Origin of the sequence: Mesorhizobium sp. B2-4-7, from assembly GCF_006442685.1 — a bacterium.
Classification (GTDB): domain Bacteria; phylum Pseudomonadota; class Alphaproteobacteria; order Rhizobiales; family Rhizobiaceae; genus Mesorhizobium.
On the sequence record NZ_VFVH01000001.1, the window covers coordinates 1,258,410 to 1,273,423 of the forward strand.

Annotated in this window: 15 protein-coding genes; 9 read left to right on the top strand and 6 right to left on the bottom strand. The window is 62.2% G+C overall.

The genetic code is table 11. The features are described 5' to 3' along the window. Positions 1 to 306: 306 nt before the first annotated feature. Positions 307 to 1,743, top strand: a complete 1,437-nt coding sequence (locus FJ946_RS06195) for a PLP-dependent aminotransferase family protein (RefSeq protein ID WP_140566486.1) — start codon at positions 307 to 309, stop codon at positions 1,741 to 1,743. 12 nt (positions 1,744 to 1,755) lie between these two features. Here FJ946_RS06195 and FJ946_RS06200 read toward each other — a convergent pair whose 3' ends face one another. Continuing rightward, a complete protein-coding gene (locus FJ946_RS06200; protein WP_140498350.1) occupies positions 1,756 to 2,709 on the bottom strand; it encodes an EamA family transporter in 954 nt (317 codons plus the stop codon). A gap of 243 nt (positions 2,710 to 2,952) precedes the next feature. Here FJ946_RS06200 and FJ946_RS06205 point away from each other — a divergent pair, with 243 nt between their 5' ends. The 3 genes from FJ946_RS06205 (at position 2,953) to FJ946_RS06215 (ending at position 5,813) form a co-directional block, all read left to right on the top strand. Then, positions 2,953 to 3,909, top strand: a complete 957-nt coding sequence (locus FJ946_RS06205; RefSeq protein ID WP_140498351.1) for an AraC family transcriptional regulator — start codon at positions 2,953 to 2,955, stop codon at positions 3,907 to 3,909. 130 nt (positions 3,910 to 4,039) lie between these two features. Continuing rightward, positions 4,040 to 4,741 (top strand): nitroreductase family protein, encoded by a 702-nt coding sequence (locus tag FJ946_RS06210; RefSeq protein WP_224619148.1) that lies wholly within the window; start codon positions 4,040 to 4,042, stop codon positions 4,739 to 4,741. Positions 4,742 to 4,895: 154 nt separating this feature from the next. Further along, positions 4,896 to 5,813 carry an NADP-dependent oxidoreductase gene (locus tag FJ946_RS06215; protein WP_140498352.1) on the top strand — a complete coding sequence of 306 codons (918 nt, stop codon included), beginning with the start codon at positions 4,896 to 4,898 and terminating at the stop codon, positions 5,811 to 5,813. Between the two features lie 195 nt (positions 5,814 to 6,008). On the opposite strand, the gene FJ946_RS06220 is transcribed toward FJ946_RS06215, so the two are convergent. Then, complete coding sequence (locus tag FJ946_RS06220) at positions 6,009 to 6,914, bottom strand: LysR family transcriptional regulator (RefSeq protein WP_140498353.1); 906 nt, start codon at positions 6,912 to 6,914, stop codon at positions 6,009 to 6,011. Between the two features lie 117 nt (positions 6,915 to 7,031). On the opposite strand from FJ946_RS06220, the gene FJ946_RS06225 reads away from it, so the two are divergent. The 5 genes from FJ946_RS06225 (at position 7,032) to FJ946_RS31080 (ending at position 9,481) form a co-directional block, all read left to right on the top strand. Then, positions 7,032 to 7,454, top strand: a complete 423-nt coding sequence (locus tag FJ946_RS06225) for a DoxX family protein (RefSeq protein WP_140524788.1) — start codon at positions 7,032 to 7,034, stop codon at positions 7,452 to 7,454. Positions 7,455 to 7,499: 45 nt separating this feature from the next. Continuing rightward, complete coding sequence (locus FJ946_RS06230; protein ID WP_140515049.1) at positions 7,500 to 8,372, top strand: NmrA family NAD(P)-binding protein; 873 nt, start codon at positions 7,500 to 7,502, stop codon at positions 8,370 to 8,372. Positions 8,373 to 8,508: 136 nt separating this feature from the next. Beyond that, a complete protein-coding gene (locus FJ946_RS06235) occupies positions 8,509 to 8,748 on the top strand; it encodes a hypothetical protein (protein ID WP_140566483.1) in 240 nt (79 codons plus the stop codon). Positions 8,749 to 8,924: 176 nt separating this feature from the next. Continuing rightward, on the top strand, positions 8,925 to 9,194 hold the full coding sequence (locus tag FJ946_RS31075; protein WP_224705536.1) for a TMEM175 family protein: 270 nt from the start codon (positions 8,925 to 8,927) through the stop codon (positions 9,192 to 9,194). Continuing rightward, entirely contained in the window at positions 9,191 to 9,481 is a 291-nt protein-coding gene (locus tag FJ946_RS31080) for a hypothetical protein (RefSeq protein WP_246673092.1), read from the top strand. Before FJ946_RS31075 ends, FJ946_RS31080 begins: the two co-directional genes overlap by 4 nt. A gap of 55 nt (positions 9,482 to 9,536) precedes the next feature. Here FJ946_RS31080 and FJ946_RS06245 read toward each other — a convergent pair whose 3' ends face one another. From FJ946_RS06245 to FJ946_RS06260, 4 genes are all read right to left on the bottom strand, one after another. After that, positions 9,537 to 9,992, bottom strand: a complete 456-nt coding sequence (locus tag FJ946_RS06245; RefSeq protein ID WP_140566480.1) for a VOC family protein — start codon at positions 9,990 to 9,992, stop codon at positions 9,537 to 9,539. A 21-nt stretch (positions 9,993 to 10,013) separates the two neighbouring features. Continuing rightward, on the bottom strand, positions 10,014 to 11,777 hold the full coding sequence (locus tag FJ946_RS06250) for an MOSC and FAD-binding oxidoreductase domain-containing protein (RefSeq protein WP_140566477.1): 1,764 nt from the start codon (positions 11,775 to 11,777) through the stop codon (positions 10,014 to 10,016). A 29-nt stretch (positions 11,778 to 11,806) separates the two neighbouring features. Beyond that, positions 11,807 to 12,622, bottom strand: coding sequence for a DUF427 domain-containing protein (locus FJ946_RS06255; RefSeq protein ID WP_224681817.1), 816 nt, complete (start codon positions 12,620 to 12,622; stop codon positions 11,807 to 11,809). A gap of 432 nt (positions 12,623 to 13,054) precedes the next feature. Further along, on the bottom strand, positions 13,055 to 14,827 hold the full coding sequence (locus FJ946_RS06260) for an AMP-binding protein (RefSeq protein WP_140566471.1): 1,773 nt from the start codon (positions 14,825 to 14,827) through the stop codon (positions 13,055 to 13,057). Positions 14,828 to 15,014: the final 187 nt, after the last annotated feature.

Below are 15,014 nucleotides of genomic sequence, written 5' to 3' on the forward strand. Positions count from 1 at the left end.
CCGCGACTGTGGTTTTCGGCACAGACCAAGGTAGTCGCACGCTCGACGGGTGATGGATTCGAGTCTCCGCTCGAGGCATTTCAGCCTCCCATAGCCGGCCATCCGCTTCTTCCCTTGCCGCCGAAGCAATGGTAAGGAGGCTAGAGGACCGATAGAAGTGCCAATTCATGGATTCTTGGCCAGTCCAATTCCAATTGGCATGACGACACTTGCAAGGCGCTACCGCTAAGCCAGCGCAGGACGCAGGAGGACTGGTGGCAGGCTGAATTCCAGTGCCTGCGTCAGACCAATTCCAGTTGCTGAACAATGACGGCCTTTCACATAAGCCTGGTCGGGCGCAAGAATCTCAGCGGCGAGATTTATCGTCAGATACGGCGCGCCGTTCTGGATCGACGGCTGCGGCCCGGCGACCCTCTGCCGCCTGGCCGCGAACTGGCGCGGACGCTTGCCGTGTCGCGTGCCACCGTGACCGTGGTTTATGAACGGCTCGCCGCGGAAGGGTTCGTGACATCCCGGCAGGGGTCTGGGACGTTCATCAGCGAATTGGTCGTGCCGGCCGGGCGAGAAAAGACCGGACGCCGATCTACCGGCGTGCTCCAGCCACGCCAGATCTGGGAGGCGATAGCCCCACCACCCGCATTCGAGCCGGTTCGGTTCGACTTTCACGCCGGGTTTTGCGATGCTTCGCTGTTTCCGCACGGGGCGTGGCGGCGGTCGGTGGTTTGGGCGCTGCGTTCGGGCGAAGCGACCGCCGGCACTTACGAGCATCCCGCCGGACATCACGATCTCAGGGTCGCAATCGCCAGGCACATAGGCATCTCCCGAGGGATCGGGGCGGTTGCGGACGACATCATTGTCACAAACGGTACGCAGCAGGCACTGGATGTCCTGGCCCGCGTCCTGCTGGCACCGGGGGATGCAATTGCCATTGAAGATCCGGGCTACGGCCCTCCTAGGCATTTGTTCAAGGCCTTGGGTATTCGCATCGTCGGTGTACCGGTGGATCGCCAGGGCCTGGTCGTTGATGCGCTACCGCGCGGAGTCCGAGCCGTGTATGTCACGCCGTCTCATCAATTTCCGCTGTCGGTGACGATGACGCTGCCGCGCCGGCAGGCGCTGCTGGCCTGGGCCGAGCGAAATAACGCGGCCATCATCGAAGACGACTACGACAGCGAGTTCCGTTTCGGGGGCCGTCCCCTCGAGCCGTTGCAGACGCTCGACGCAAAAGGCCGGGTCATCTACGTCGGCTCCTTCTCGAAGACAATGCTGCCGACGCTTCGGCTGGGCTTCATATTGACGCCGCCATCGCTGCGAGCGGCCGTGCACAAAGCGAAATTCGTCAGCGACTGGCATTCATCGACCCCGGCGCAAGCAGCGCTCGCGCGTTTCATCGATGAGGGCGCCTTTGCGCGTCACATCCGTCGGGTGAACGCGATCTACCGGGAACGGCACCAGATCATCGCGGACGCCATCGCCAATGATTTTGCCGGGCATCTCGAGCTCATCCCATCGACAACGGGGCTCCATCTCACCGCTCTTGCCCGGAAAATGTCGGCGGACCGGATCGCCGAGGTCGCCCGCCGCGCAGCCGATCGCAGCGTCGCCGTCCAGATCCTGTCACGGTTCGCCGTGAACGCCATACCGCGAGCCGGCATCATGCTGGGGTATGGCGCCATTCCGACGCCCCGCATCGAAGAAGGGTTGCATTTGCTGCGCGCCTGTTTCGACAGTGAACCGCCCTGACCTTCGATTTATCTACGCCACGCGTGGTTGAGCTGGCCTGGGTTTGGCCACGGTGGCGAGTACGATGCCGGTGACGATGAAGGCCGCGCCGACCAGATCGTAATCGTGCAAGCCCTCGCCGAGCAGCAGATAGGCTAACACAGCGACGAACACCGTCTGCAGGTAGAGCAGCATGCTCGCTCGGCTCGCGCCGAGCGTTTCCACGCTTTTGTTGTAGAGATAGTACATCAAGGCGCCGCCCGGACCTGCCAGATAGGCGAGCGCGAGAATGCTGTGGACGTCCATGGCGGAGCGTTCGTCGTTGAACAATTCCCACACATGGAACGGCAAGGCGACCAGCGCACCAGCGCCGAGCAGCAGCACGACCATCGGCAGGAGTTCGATGCCGAATTTGGCACGGCGCAAAAGCACGGTGTACAGGCCCCAGCAGAACGCGCTGCCGACGATCCACAGCTCGCCGGCGTTGAACTTGAGTTGCAGCAGCGCCGTCAGGTTGCCGTGGGCAACGATGAAAATCATCCCGGCGAGCGCAACCAGCGCGCCTAGCGACTTCCACAGCCCGAGCGGCTCGCCAAGCACGAAACGGGCGAGCACCATCGTCATGACAGGCGACAGCGCCATGATGATGCCGGCCGTGGTGGCGTCGGTGTCGTTGAGGCCATGGTAGATCATACCTTGGCACAGGGTGAGGCCGATCGCCCCCACCGCGACGACCTCCACGACGCGCGTTCGCAACAGTCCGATCATCGCGTCGTGATGACGGTGCACGATCGGCAGCAGGATGGCGCAGGCAAGCGTCAGCCGCCAGAAGCAGAGGCCCCAGGGTGGCATTTCAGGCGCCACCCATTTGGCCGCGATATAGACGCCAGCCGAAAGCAGCCAGCACAGGACGGCGGCCGGATAGCCGGTCACGGAGGGCACGACCTCGGGTTGCGCGACGTGATGCGCTATCGGCATTGCCTGCATGTCATGCCCTCCCCTTCGATGACGTCGGCCCCATGCGACAATATAGCCTGCGCGGTTGGGTCGTGCATCCGTTTTGAAGGGCGAAAGGAATCCGCACTCGACCGCACGCCTGATACAGGCCCTGTTCCGATCGTGGGGCGCCCGGTGCTCGCTCCCATCCAGGCGCGGTCGAAATGTGAGCGACAGATAGAACCAGTGCACAATTGCGATAAGATGTTTCACCATTCCGGTTTTCGAGGTCCAATGTCTGAAGTGGACTGGCTCAGCCATCTCTTGCAAATCATCACCGTTACCGGCCAGCTCGAGGTCCGCTGCGCCTACGGTGCGCCGTGGCGCATTGCCTGGAGCAAGGCTGCCGCAAACGAAATTCCCTACCATGTCATCGTCAGGGGCCGGGCCATTTTGGAGGATCCGGACACGAGAGCAGCAAGGGAGCTGGTGAGTGGAGATATTGTGCTGCTGCCTCACGGCGCGGCGCATGTGCTGCACGACGGCAGCGGGCAAATACCAATCCCTACCCAGCAACGGCGGGGGGCTGCCGGATGGATGCTGAGCGAGAATGATGGCCAGGGCGAGCAACTGGATCTGCTGTGTGGGCGATTTTTTATCGCACCACCCCATGATCGGCTGGTCCGCAACTACCTGCCTGCGGATCTGGTGGCGCGGTCCAAGGACGGCGATGAAGAAAACGGCATCGGCTCCGCCTCCAGCCAACTGGCCGGCCTGGTGACGCTGATGCGAATGGAGTCCGCCGGAGACAGAGCCGGAGGACGCGCCATTCTCAACGCGCTTTCTTCGGCCCTGTTCACACTGGTACTGCGCGCGGCGAGCCAATCCGGGAAAGCCCCCGAAGGCTTGTTGGCCCTGGCCGGCAATCCCCGGCTTGCTCCAGCCATTTCCGCGATGTTCGCCGATGCGGCACGGCCCTGGAAACTGCCCGATCTGGCCGAATTGTGCGGGATGTCGCGCGCTACGTTCATGCGCCAGTTCCAGGACAAGCTGGGTCGCTCCGCGCTCGATTTGTTGACCGATCTCCGCATGAGCCTGGCCGCCAACGAGTTGAAGAAGCCGGCGATCAGCACCGAGGCCGTGGCCGAGACCGTCGGGTATCAATCCGTTTCGGCGTTCCGGCGTGTTTTCGCCGAAAGGACGGGGATGACGCCGGGGGAGTGGCGGCGACTGGCGCACAAGGGCGAGTAAGACGCGCGGTCCGGAATCGAGAAAGCGCAATTTGATCCTTTCGCGCATCACATTGAGCTAATTCAGCCTCGAAATAATCATTCTTCCCCGTAGATTAGGCTCCGCAATCACTTGATAAGGGAGCCATCCAATGAACTGCCTCGCCACCACCGGACCCGCAACCCGCGTAGCCGCCCAGATCTTCGCGCAAACCGGGAAGAGCGAAAACGCTTTCGCGACGAATGCCGTCATCGAAACGATCCTAAGCCGCAGCGCCGCCAAGTACTACGATCCCGCTGCCACCCTGAGCGACGACCAAATCCGCGACCTGGTGCGTATCGGCACGTCCGCGCCAACCTCCTTCCACCTGCAGAACTGGCGCTTCATCGCCGTACGCTCGCCGGAAGCCAAGGCACGGCTGCGCCCGATCGCCTGGAATCAGCCGGCGATCACCGATGCGGCCGTGACCTTCATCATCATCGGCAGGCTGGCCGATGCCAGCACCGTCCCAGCCCGCCTGGCGCCCGTGGTGGAGGCCGGCATCATGCCGGCGCACCTGGTGCCGGAATGGGAGATCCCCGCTCGCGGTTTGTATGACGATCAGCCGCGGCGCCAGCGCGACGAGGCGGTACGCTCCGCGACCTTTGGCACCGCGGCGATCATCTACACGGCCCGGTCGCTGGGCCTGGGTTCGACGCCGATGATCGGTTTCGACGCCGAGGCCGTGCACCGCGAGTTCGGCCTGGCCGAAGACGAAGTGCCGGTGATGCTGCTGACCGTCGGCCCGGAGCGAGCCGGCAACTGGCCGCAGAAGCCGCGCATGCCGGTGGCCGATGTCCTGGACTTTGCATAATCCCCAGCAACTCCAGATCTTACGGAGACAAGGATGGCAAGAACTGCCGCTCTCGTGGAAGGCGCCGCGCCAATGGCTGATTGCGTGAGAGATCGAAGACCTTCCACGCCCGTAAATTACCCCGAACCAACAAATGTCTGAGGAGACAATTCCCATGAAAGCGATCGTAGTGACGGACCAGGCTGCAGGAACGGCCGGGATGAAGGTGGTGCAGCGGCCCGAGCCGCAGGCGGCGATAAACGATGTCGTCGTCGAGATCCATGCGTCGGGGTTCGTCCCGACCGAGCTGACGTGGCCCTCGACCTGGACCGATCGCGTCGACGGCGACCGGACGCCATCGATCCCCGGGCACGAACTGGCCGGAGTGGTCACCGCCCTGGGCTACGGTACGACGGGACTGTCGGTGGGCCAGCGGGTGTTCGGCCTCGCCGACTGGTATCGCGACGGCACCCTGGCGGAGTATATCGCCATCGAGGCCCGCAACCTCGCGCCATTGCCGGGCGATGTCGACTTCACGGTGGGCGCTAGCCTGCCGATCTCGGGCCTGACCGCGTGGCAGGGACTGTTTCAGCACGGCCGTCTTCAGGCGGGGCAGAGCGTCCTTGCGCATGGCGCGGCCGGCGCCGTCGGGTCGATGGTGACGCAGCTCGCACGAGAGGCCGGCGCCTACGTCATTGGCACCGGACGCTCTGCCGACCGCCAGAAGGCGCTCGACTTCGGCGCAAACGAATTCGTCGACCTCGAGAACGACGCCCTCGAAGACGTGCGCGGCGTCGATCTGGTGTTCGATGTCATCGGCGGCGACATCCAGAAGCGGTCCGCGGCGCTGATCCGAGCCGGAGGCACGATGGTGACTGTCGTCGGCCCGGCCGAGGCGAGGCCCGTGGATGGCCTGGCGGTCGACTTCGTCGTCGAAGCCGATCGTGCCCAGCTGAGCGAGATCGTCCAGCGGGTGCGGAACGGACGGCTGCGGACGAACATCGGCAAAGTCGCTCCTCTCGACGAGGCGATCGCCGCCTTCAACTCGACCGAGCGACGCGCGGGGAAAACGGTCATCCGCGTTCGCCCGTGAGGTCTTGGGGGAGAGAGGGACGGTTCCTCTCTCCCCGATTTCGTCCAGACGGGCGGCCCCGGATAGGTTGCGAGCAGCGATATCTCATGTCGGCCCCGCCGGTTTCGGTGTCGCATTCTGTTGGCCCGCCGGGCCGCCGACCGGCAGACATACCCAGAATGTTGATTTCGAGGCGGGACGAAGATGTTCGTCCCGCTATTCGAGATACGGCGCCAGTACATCTTCGATCCATTTCATGAATGCGCGGACGCGGCGCGACAGATTGCTGCGATGTGCTACGACGAAGGACACGGGGATCGCCCGGCGACGCAAATCGGGCATGATCTCCACCAGCGCTCCACTCTTCAAGTATTGGCCAATCCCCAGAAGCGGCGCTTGAATCAGGCCAAGGCCGGCGACGGCGGCAGCGTCGTAGGTCTGCGCGCTGTTGACGTGTAGCGCGCCTGGCAACTGACGCGTCGAGTAGCCGTCGCCGTCCGGATATTCCCATCCATGCGGTCTCGCGCCCAGCATCGTCGAAAAATGAATTGTCCGATGTTCCTGGCGCTGGAGGTCGTCCAGCGACCGAGGGACGCCATAGCGCGCCAGATAAGCGGGACTGGCGGCGTTGACCATGCGCAACAGGCCCAGCGGGCGGGCAATCAGCGTCTCGTCTCCGATGGGACCAAGTCGCAAGACGCAGTCAAACCCCTCTTGAACCAGATCGACTTGCCGGTCGGTACTCGACACCTCCAGCTCCAACTCGGGGTGAGCCGCCATGAACTCCGGCAAGGCCGGCACGATCGTCGTGCGCGCCACTTCGGTCGGAAGATCGACCCGTAAGCGCCCGCGAAGCGCCACGCGATCGCCGGCGAACATCGAGTGCAGATCATCGACTTCAGCCAGCAGATCGCGGGCACGGGCATGAAACGCGCGCCCGTCCTCCGTCAGGCGCACGCTGCGCGTGGTGCGGTGCAGGAGCCTGGCACCGACGTCTTCTTCCAGCTTCCGGACCGCCGTCGAGGCCCTCCCCTTCTGGATGCCCAGGCTATCGGCCGCGCGGGTGAAGCTGCCCATTTCCGCTACCGTTATGAAAATGAGGACGTGCTCGAGATTCTGCATTTTCGTACCTCTATTGTTTTTTATAAAGAGAACAGTTGGTTCATTTTCTCGGTGTTTATCACACTCAGGAGGCACAGTAAGTTTCGGATATGGGATCTCCCCATCGGAGAACGACAAGTGTCCGAAACCATGAACCCGCGTCAGGCAGCCGAAACCGTGACCTTGCATCGCGCCCTGTGGGCCGGCCGGATCATGAGCGCGTTTGTCGTTATCGCTCTGGTGGCAGACGGCACCATTCAGCTTTTCGCGCCGGCACAGATCGCGGGCATGTTGCAGGAAACCGGGTTCGCGATGGACCTGACCCGTGTCATGGGCCCGATCATACTCGCCTGCGCCATCCTCTACGCCATTCCGGCCACCGCCGTCCTCGGCGCGATCCTGGTAACGGGCTTTTTGGGCGGCGCCATCTGCGCCCACGTCCGCATTGGTGAGTTGGGATCGCCGCCGGAGATCATTTCCCTGCTTCTGGGCGCGCTGGCGTGGGGCGGCCTCTATCTGCGCGATCCCCGAGTCCGGGCCATTCTACCACTCATCCATTGAACCAACCGGGGCAGTGCCCTGTCCCCCGACATCAGGAGAAAACACATGTTTCTAGTCATGGGAATCACGGGAAAAGTTGGCGGCGCAACGGCAGAACATCTGTTGGCGCACCGCAAGGATGTACGCGCGCTCGTCCGCAATCGCGAGAAGGCTGCCAACTGGGCGAACAAGGGCGTGGAGCTGGTGGAGGGCGATTGGAATGATCCGGCAGCCATCGAGCAAGCGCTCGGAGGCGTCGAAGGCGCGTTCGTCATGTTGCCCCCTGTCTGGGCGCCCTCGCCCGATTACAAAGAAGCAAAGGGCGTGATTGCAAACTATGTCGAGGCGCTCACCAAGGCAGCGCCGCCGCGAGTGGTTGCGCTTTCGTCGATGGGCGCGAACCGAACCAGCGGGCACGGGGTGATCACGGCCCTGTCGCTTCTGGAGCAAGGTCTTCGCGACCTGAAATCGCCAATCGCATTTGTGCGCGCCGGCGGGTTCTTCGAAAACTTCCTCTACGGCTTGCAGGTCGCCGAAGGCGGAACGCTACCGGTCTACTACAATCCGACAAACCGGAAATCGACCATGGTCGCGACAAACGACATAGGCGCGGAGGTCGCAACCCTTTTGACCGGGCCGGCGTGGTCGGGCCAGCGCGTCATCGAGGTTGGTTCGATGGTCACCGCCGATGACGTCGCGGGGCAGCTGGGTGAGGTCCTCAATCGCGACGTGAAAGCCTTTGCAATCCCGCGTGCAGGGTGGGCGGAAGCCTTCGAGCAATTCGGCATCCCGAAAGGCCACTCCGGACCTGCCCAAGAAATGTTCGAGGCCGTCAACGCGGGATGGATGGACCTCGGCGTCGCGAGTACGGAGCACGTAGCCGGTACGACGTCCGCACGCGATGTGTTCGAGGCTGCACAGAACGCCGCCAAGGCGTAAGTCCGGGAGAGACGGAGACTTCCCGCGTTAGACGCGGCGCGGGAAGTGCGCGGAGCGAGCGCCTCGGAAGCGGATGTGGCAGGCGAAAACAAGACGTGCCGGTTGGCGCGCTTACCGAGCGCCCGAACGTCTATGAATGGCAGGCGCGCTGATCGATCCGCTGCCGGTGCTCTATCATTCTTCGTCGAGCCCCCTCTATGAGGGGGCGGTGAAGGAGTGGGGGGCTGAGGCGGTGCCCTTCAGGCTTGAGGTCGGCGCAAGGCGAATGCGCGTTTGTTGGACGGCTGCTATGCGCCTCTTTCCCGCCATTCAGCAAACTTTCAAACGTTCCCGAAAGTGGTCGTTTTCGTCTGCGTTCATGGCGGCAGAGATGTGAGCCGGATCCGAGCGGATCATCGATCTTCATTGCCTTCCCGACTGGCGCTTGGTTTGAGTGGCACGGGAAGACGCTATCTCGCAAGACCCTGAATGCCGGAACTCCGAGCCGAGATAGGTAAGTCGACAGCCAATTGACGCAAATATCTTGCCCTGCGACTCTAGAAACGACTGAGCATGTTCTCTGATGGCGTATTCGCCGTTCTCATCACCGTGCTGGTGCTGGAGTTGAGACCACCCGGTCAGCCGACTTTCGTTGCGTTGCTATCCCTGTGGCCGACGTGGCTGAGTTACGCTGTGAGTTACATCTTCATCGCCATCGTCTGGGCCAATCACCACTACCTCATGCGCTACGCTCGCGAGACGACACCGCACTTCATGTGGTTCAATTTCGCGCATTTGTTTTCGATCTCACTGCTCCGCTATCCACTGCTTGGATGGCGGTGAGCGAACTCGAGCCGCAGCCCGTAGCCTTTTACGCAGCCGCCTTCTCTCTGGTGAATGCAACCTACATCGGGCTGATCTGGGAGTTGCTCGATCGGCGAAGCAGCGTCAAGATTTCGCCCAAAGTACGCAGGCTCATGCGCGTCCGATCCTTTACGACCTTGGCCCTCTTCGGCGTGGCTGCAATGATTGCGCTGAAGTACCCCCTTGTGGGCTTGGGTCTCTGCATCTGCTGTCTGCTCGGCTATTTGAATCCCGAACCGCCAATGGCTGAAACGCGGCGAAACTGACAAAAGTAGGCCTAACTCCGCAGCGTTTTTGCGATTTCACAGCGCTGCTCGCGCATCACACATCAGGGTGTCCCCGTTCCTGCAGCACCCAAGTGTTGCCATCTGGATCCGAGAAGCCCGCGAAGCTGGCATAGTCTCGGTGGTTGGGGTCGAAACCTGGGGCGAACGCCCCACCCCAGCCGTCGATCGGAGCCTTGTGCTTGAGTTCGCTGACTGCGACTCCGCGTTCGAGCAACCGGCTTCGCGCAGTCTCAATATCCGTAACGACAAGATAGATGTTGCGAAGCGACCCTGCGGGCGCGTCCGTAACGCCTTTGCCGAATTGTATTGAGCAGTGGGAGCCAGGCGGCGTGAGCTGGACCACACGGAAGGTGGTGTTCGGCGCATAGTCGACATCGAGCGCAAAGCCGACCCGGTCCACATAAAACCGGAGCGCACGATCGATATCGCTTATCGGCAGTGTGACAACCTCAAGCGATAATATTCCGAACGCGGCTGTGCCAGACTTCATAGTCCGTCCCCTTCGATTAGCTTACAAATCGATGACTAGATCACGGGTCGGTTGCGAGCAGCAAATGAGAAGGTTGCCGTCGGCCGGCCTTTCAAGCGGTTCAGGCTCATAGGCGATCGCGCCTGATATCAACCCACTTTCGCAGTTGTGACAAACACCGGTTCGGCATGACCACCGGGAGGGAACGTCACAGGCCTCTGCCAGCTCCAGAATGCTCCGGTACACTGAAGGGTTCCAATGGGCGGCTACACCACTTCGAGCGAAGGAGACCAGCGGACCGGCATCGGTGTCGCCTTCCGGCAGATGTGGCGCGCGCCGCTCGCTGGCAACAACACCGGGGTTCAGCGGCTCGCTCCCGTTGAAGATCTCGATACGAACGCGATCCGGGGCGACGCCCGATGCGGCTAGCGCCTCTTTCATGTCTGCCATGAAGTCGACAGGTCCGCAGAGATAGACGTCCGCGTCCTGCGGGATACTGACACTATTGAAGACCAATGGTGATAGGTGGCCGGTTGCATCAAAATCGACGCCGAGTCTGTCGACCGGGTCTGGCCTGCTATAGCAGACATAACTGCGACCATGGGGGAGACTGGCCATCAGACGGCGGACTTCGGCTGCAAAAGGATGGTGCCGTCTGTCGCGAGCCGCGTATAGCCAGAGGACCTGCCGCGTGTCCCGGGCTGCCGCCAGCGCGTATAGTATTGCCAGAAGAGGTGTCGCGCCGATGCCTGCGCTGAGCAGTACCACGGGGCTCTGCCCAGGCTGCAATATAAAGCTTCCGCGCGGCGAGCTTACGTCGACAAGATCGCCTATCCGCACATGATCCCGCAGAAAAAGGCCGGCCGTCCCGTGCGGTTCGATCTTGACGCTGATTCTGTAGCGCTCTTCCGAGAGTGGGCCCGAGAGCGAGTAGCTGCGAAATAGCGCAGCACTGGAACGGGTCGGGCGAAGGCGCAGCACGATATATTGACCAGGTAGAGCGGGCGGGAGCGGCTTTCCATCGGGATGCCGCATCGACAGAGAGACGACGTCCACGGACTCCTGCTCTAGATCAGCCACCGCGAGCGGCTGAAATCCGGGAGCAGCAGGGTGTAACGCGGCTGGCGGAGCGAGCCCGGCATTGCCGCTCTCTACGCCGGTCGATTGGCTGCGCAGCAAAGCCTCAAAAGAACCCCGCCATCCTGGCGAAAGCGCTTTGATCCGCGCCGCGCGCTCCAATTCGACGCGGGGATGTTCCGGTGAATAAAGCAGTGCATTCAGCTCAGCGACGGTTACCCGTTCATTCGCTTCGCCCACCTTGAGGATTTCGTCGCCCGCTCCTACCTCGCCTTCTTGCAGAACTCGGAAGTAGAATCCTGGCCGGCCGCTGGAAGTCAGCAATGCCGGCATTCGGGGCTCGTCCATGCGGATGCCAACCCGGTAGCATGTGACGCGAGGTTGAGTGACCTCGAAAAGCGCGCCTCCAATACGAAATCGATCTCCGATGCAAACTGCATCGTCTGGCAAGCCCTCGACCGTGAAGTTTTCGCCGAACTGACCATAGACGAAGTCGGTTCTGTTCAGGTGCTTCTGCCAGTAGCGATATGATGCGATTTGATAGACGAAGACGGCCCGCTGCTCGCCCCCGTGCCCAGCGAGGTCGCCCTGACCGTCGCCGTCCAAATTCAATCGGCCAACGCGACAACGTCCGGCTACCGGGTTTTTGAAAATGCCGGTGTATACTGTGCGGTCATTCCAAGAGATGTTGCGCGGAAGCCCCACGTTCACGGACAATAGTCGCGCCATGCTCCGCTCCGTTTAATCGCGACCGGTAGCTAGCCCCCGGCAATCATTTCGGGGCCTCCACCAGGTGCCCGCTCCAACTCGGCCACATCGAGATTTCGATCAGGACCGTGAGGGACGACCGTCTGGCCAGGCTCGAGATGAAGCTGAACGTCGTCGAGGAAGACCGAAACTATGTCCGGCTCAAACGACACAAGGTTGGCAATGCGGCGGACTTCGGGATAGGCGTCGGTGTAGGACCATGCCGCCTGACGAGCGTCGCCAATAGAATAATAGCTGCAGAGCCCTTTGTAGGGACAGAACGTCTGAAGCTTTACCGCTGTGAGGGAGGACTCGTGGATGTCATCACGAGGGACATACCAGCGTGGAGCGAACCCGGATTCGTACAGGCCCAATGGATGCCTGGTATCCGCAACGACGCGGTCGTTGTAGCGGACCACGAGGTGACGAGAACTCTGTCGAATATCTATGCGATGGTATGGGTCGGCAGCATGACCCAGGATTCGTTCGTCTTCTTCATAGAAGGCATCCATGGCGCGCCATGCGAACGCCAATCGTCCCTGGAGTTCTGTTGCATGGGCAGGGAGGTTCGTGTGTTGCCACGCTCCTCTGGCGGCCACGTGTTGCTCGCCTACCCGGACAGTGTACCATGAAGTAGACCCAAGATCAGGATGTTGGGTGATCTGCTCTGTCCGCTCCAACACATGTGCTGAAATGTCGGACTCCGGAAAATAAGCTACCGGGTAGCGGGCGGGTTCAAACAGTAGGAGAACGTCCTCGCTTTCGGCAACCCAAACCCCGCCAAACAATACGCGCATGCGCCGGCGCAGCCGTTCCACATATAACATTCTTTTGGGCAACGCTTCGGGGACGAGAAACCGACCGATGGCTCCCGTCGAGAGAGGACCTTGTTGCCAAGACAGTCCCACTGCTCAGTTCCCGATATCGCGGCAGAGCCGCAAATAGCTATTTGCAACGTAAGTCCGAGAAATTGGTTCCACCACCGATCGCAAACTTCCAGAGCGGCTCGCGCGCTCGGAAATTCGCACCCACTTCGCGGAAGACGGCTAGGCGACTGCAAGCCGGCTGAGGGACGGCCGTTCGCACGCTATATGGGTCGATCAAATCGGCGCGGCGCAGCAGCAATCGGCTATTCAACCACCCCAGCGATTGTCCACTTTGGCAGGCGTATTGCCTATAACCTGCCAGTCCGCTTTCGGCCCCGAAATGCGACATTCACACTCGTCTCGGCAACCGCACCTTCCTGCCCCGCGCTCGCCTCACGCAGTCTTCTGCGTCACCAGCCCCAGTTCCTCGACCATCGCCTGGCGCATCAGGAATTTCTGCGGCTTGCCGGTCACCGTCATCGGCAATTCCGTGCGGAAGCGGATGTGGCGCGGGACCTTGTAGTGGGCGATCTGGCCGGCGCAGAAGGCCTTGATCTCCTGTTCGGTGGCGATCTGGCCGGGCTTAAGCACAATCCAGGCGCAGAGCTCCTCGCCATATTTGGCGTCGGGAACGCCGAACACCTGCACCTCCCTCACCTTGGGGTGTCGATAGAGGAACTCCTCGACCTCGCGCGGATAGACGTTCTCCCCGCCGCGGATGACCATGTCCTTAACCCGGCCGACGATGTTGCAATAGCCCTCGGCATCGATCGTGGCGAGGTCGCCCGTATGCATCCAGCCGTCCGCATCGATCGCCTCGCGGGTCTTGTCCTCGTCGTCCCAATAGCCCTTCATCACGGAATAGCCGCGTGTGCAGAGTTCGCCCGGCGCACCGACGGCAACGGTTGCGCCATCGGCATCGACGGCCTTGACCTCGACATGGGGATGAACGCGCCCGACAGTCGAGACGCGTTTTTCCAAGGGGTCGTCGACGCTGCTCTGGAAGGAGACCGGGCTGGTCTCGGTCATGCCGTAGGCGATGGTCACTTCGGACATATGCATCAGCGACACCACCTTCTTCATCACCTCGATCGGGCATGGCGAGCCGGCCATGATGCCGGTGCGCAGGCTGGACAGGTCGAAGGCGGCGAAATCGGGATGGTCGAGCAGGCCGACGAACATGGTCGGCACGCCGTAGAGGCCGGTGCAGCGTTCCTGCGCCACGGCGTTCAGTGTCGCGCCGGCATCGAAGCCCTCGCCGGGAAAGACCATGGTCGCGCCCTTGGTGACGCAGCCCATCGTACCCATCGACATGCCGAAACAATGGTAGAGCGGCACGGGAATGCAAAGCCGGTCGTCGACCGTCAACCTGATGGCCGAGGTGACGAAATTGCCGTTGTTGAGGATGTTGTTGTGGGTCAGCGTCGCGCCCTTGGGCGCGCCCGTGGTTCCGCTGGTGAACTGGATGTTGATGGCGTCCTCCGGCTTCAGCCCTTCGGAGATGCGGTCGAGGCTGTCATGCTCGTCGCGCCCCGCCATCGCCAGCACATCGGCGAAATTGAACATGCCGGGCGAGTTCTCCTCGCCCATGCGGATGACGATCCGGAGCGCCGGCAGTTTCTGTGCCCTGAGCTTGCCGGGCGTGGCCGTCGCGATCTCCGGCGCCAGCGTCTCGATCATGCCGAGATAATCCGAGGTCTTGAAGCTGGCCGCGGTGACCAGAGCCTTGCAGCCGACCTTGTTCAGCGCATAGTCCAGCTCGGTGAGCCGGTAGGCCGGGTTGATGTTGACCAGGATCAGGCCGATGCGGGCGGTGGCGAATTGCGTCACCAGCCATTCCCAGCGGTTGGGCGACCAGATGCCGACGCGATCTCCCTTTTCGAGGCCCAGCGCCAGGAAACCGGCGGCCAGCGCATCCACCGTGTCGGACAGCTCGCTCCAGGTGAAGCGCTTGTCCTGGCCGACGAAGACGGCGGCATCGAGCGTGCCGTATTTGCCGGCCGTGTCGGAGAACAGTGCGGGAATGGTCTTGTTGAGCAGCGGCACGCCACGCTCGCCCGAGACGTGCGCCTTGCCGTCGACGGGCGCGACAAAGACGCTGCCGGCGCGCGCCCCGCGTCCGCGCAAACTGGTGGCGTTCTTCAGCTCGTCGAGATTGACCGGCATCGCTCTCTCCTCCCAGAACATCCGAGCCTATCAGCCTGCCGGGACGGTGGAAATCCCGCCGAAGGTAGGGCCAAGCTTCGAAGGCGGACCGCGCCGCCTTCCACGGTCATAAGAATGGCAGGGTCGTGAGAATGGCGCAGAACGAAAAACCCCGCCTCGAAGGGCGGGGGGCGCAAATCATCACCAT

Excerpts from the sequence above, each read along its gene's own strand:
- FJ946_RS06230 (WP_140515049.1), top strand. The coding sequence starts at position 7,500 with ATGTTTCTAGTCATGGGAATCACGGGAAAAGTTGGCGGCGCAACGGCA.
- FJ946_RS06250 (WP_140566477.1), bottom strand. The coding sequence starts at position 11,777 with ATGGCGCGACTATTGTCCGTGAACGTGGGGCTTCCGCGCAACATCTCT.
- FJ946_RS06255 (WP_224681817.1), bottom strand. The coding sequence starts at position 12,622 with ATGTTATATGTGGAACGGCTGCGCCGGCGCATGCGCGTATTGTTTGGC.
- FJ946_RS06200 (WP_140498350.1), bottom strand. The coding sequence starts at position 2,709 with ATGCAGGCAATGCCGATAGCGCATCACGTCGCGCAACCCGAGGTCGTG.
- FJ946_RS06215 (WP_140498352.1), top strand. The coding sequence starts at position 4,896 with ATGAAAGCGATCGTAGTGACGGACCAGGCTGCAGGAACGGCCGGGATG.
- FJ946_RS06205 (WP_140498351.1), top strand. The coding sequence starts at position 2,953 with ATGTCTGAAGTGGACTGGCTCAGCCATCTCTTGCAAATCATCACCGTT.
- FJ946_RS06220 (WP_140498353.1), bottom strand. The coding sequence starts at position 6,914 with ATGCAGAATCTCGAGCACGTCCTCATTTTCATAACGGTAGCGGAAATG.
- FJ946_RS31075 (WP_224705536.1), top strand. The coding sequence starts at position 8,925 with ATGTTCTCTGATGGCGTATTCGCCGTTCTCATCACCGTGCTGGTGCTG.
- FJ946_RS06260 (WP_140566471.1), bottom strand. The coding sequence starts at position 14,827 with ATGCCGGTCAATCTCGACGAGCTGAAGAACGCCACCAGTTTGCGCGGA.
- FJ946_RS06210 (WP_224619148.1), top strand. The coding sequence starts at position 4,040 with ATGAACTGCCTCGCCACCACCGGACCCGCAACCCGCGTAGCCGCCCAG.
- FJ946_RS06195 (WP_140566486.1), top strand. The coding sequence starts at position 307 with ATGACGGCCTTTCACATAAGCCTGGTCGGGCGCAAGAATCTCAGCGGC.
- FJ946_RS06245 (WP_140566480.1), bottom strand. The coding sequence starts at position 9,992 with ATGAAGTCTGGCACAGCCGCGTTCGGAATATTATCGCTTGAGGTTGTC.
- FJ946_RS06235 (WP_140566483.1), top strand. The coding sequence starts at position 8,509 with ATGGCAGGCGCGCTGATCGATCCGCTGCCGGTGCTCTATCATTCTTCG.